1 protein-coding gene is annotated in these 643 nt (G+C 65.5%); it reads left to right on the top strand.

Going from position 1 to position 643, the window contains the following annotated elements; genetic code table 11:
• Positions 1–643, top strand: a 643-nt coding sequence (locus tag EN780_RS36585; RefSeq protein ID WP_133372973.1) for an ABC transporter permease, incomplete at both ends; no start/stop codon positions are given.

The raw sequence follows: 643 nt of genomic DNA on the forward strand, positions 1-643 counted from the left end.
ACATCATCCTGCGCGCGCTCGAGGCGGTCGGCCGGCGCGTCTATGAGATGCGCGACGATTTCCTGGCCTCGATGAACATCCTCGGCGCCACCATCCGCGGCGCCCAGATGAAGCTCGGCCGCGGTCATGCCGTCAATCCGGCCGCGATCTTCAACCAGATCGACCGCATGGGCGTCGGCGCCATCCCGGTGGTGGTGCTGATGTCGGCGATCGTCGGCGCCATCGTTGCCCAGCAGGGCGCCTATCAGCTCAGCTATTTCGGCGCCGACATCTTCGTCGTCGACCTCGTCGGCGTGCTGATCCTGCGCGAGCTTGGCGTGCTGATGACGGCGATCATGATCGCCGGCCGTTCCGGCAGCGCCATCACCGCCGAGATCGGCTCGATGAAGATGCGCGAGGAGGTCGACGCGCTGAAGGTCATCGGCCTCAATCCGATCGGCGTGCTGGTATTCCCGCGGCTGGTCGCGCTGGTGATCGCGCTGCCTTGCCTCACCATCGTCGCCAATTTTGCAGCACTCGGCGGCGGCATCGTCGCTGCCTGGCTCTATTCCGACATTCCGCCGGCCGCCTTCCTCGACAGGCTGCGCATCGCCATCGATCTCAGCACCATCTTTGCCGGACTGATCAAGGCGCCGTTCATGGC

It is taken from the genome of Mesorhizobium sp. M4B.F.Ca.ET.089.01.1.1, assembly GCF_004022605.1.
Taxonomy (GTDB): Bacteria; Pseudomonadota; Alphaproteobacteria; order Rhizobiales; family Rhizobiaceae; genus Mesorhizobium; species Mesorhizobium abyssinicae.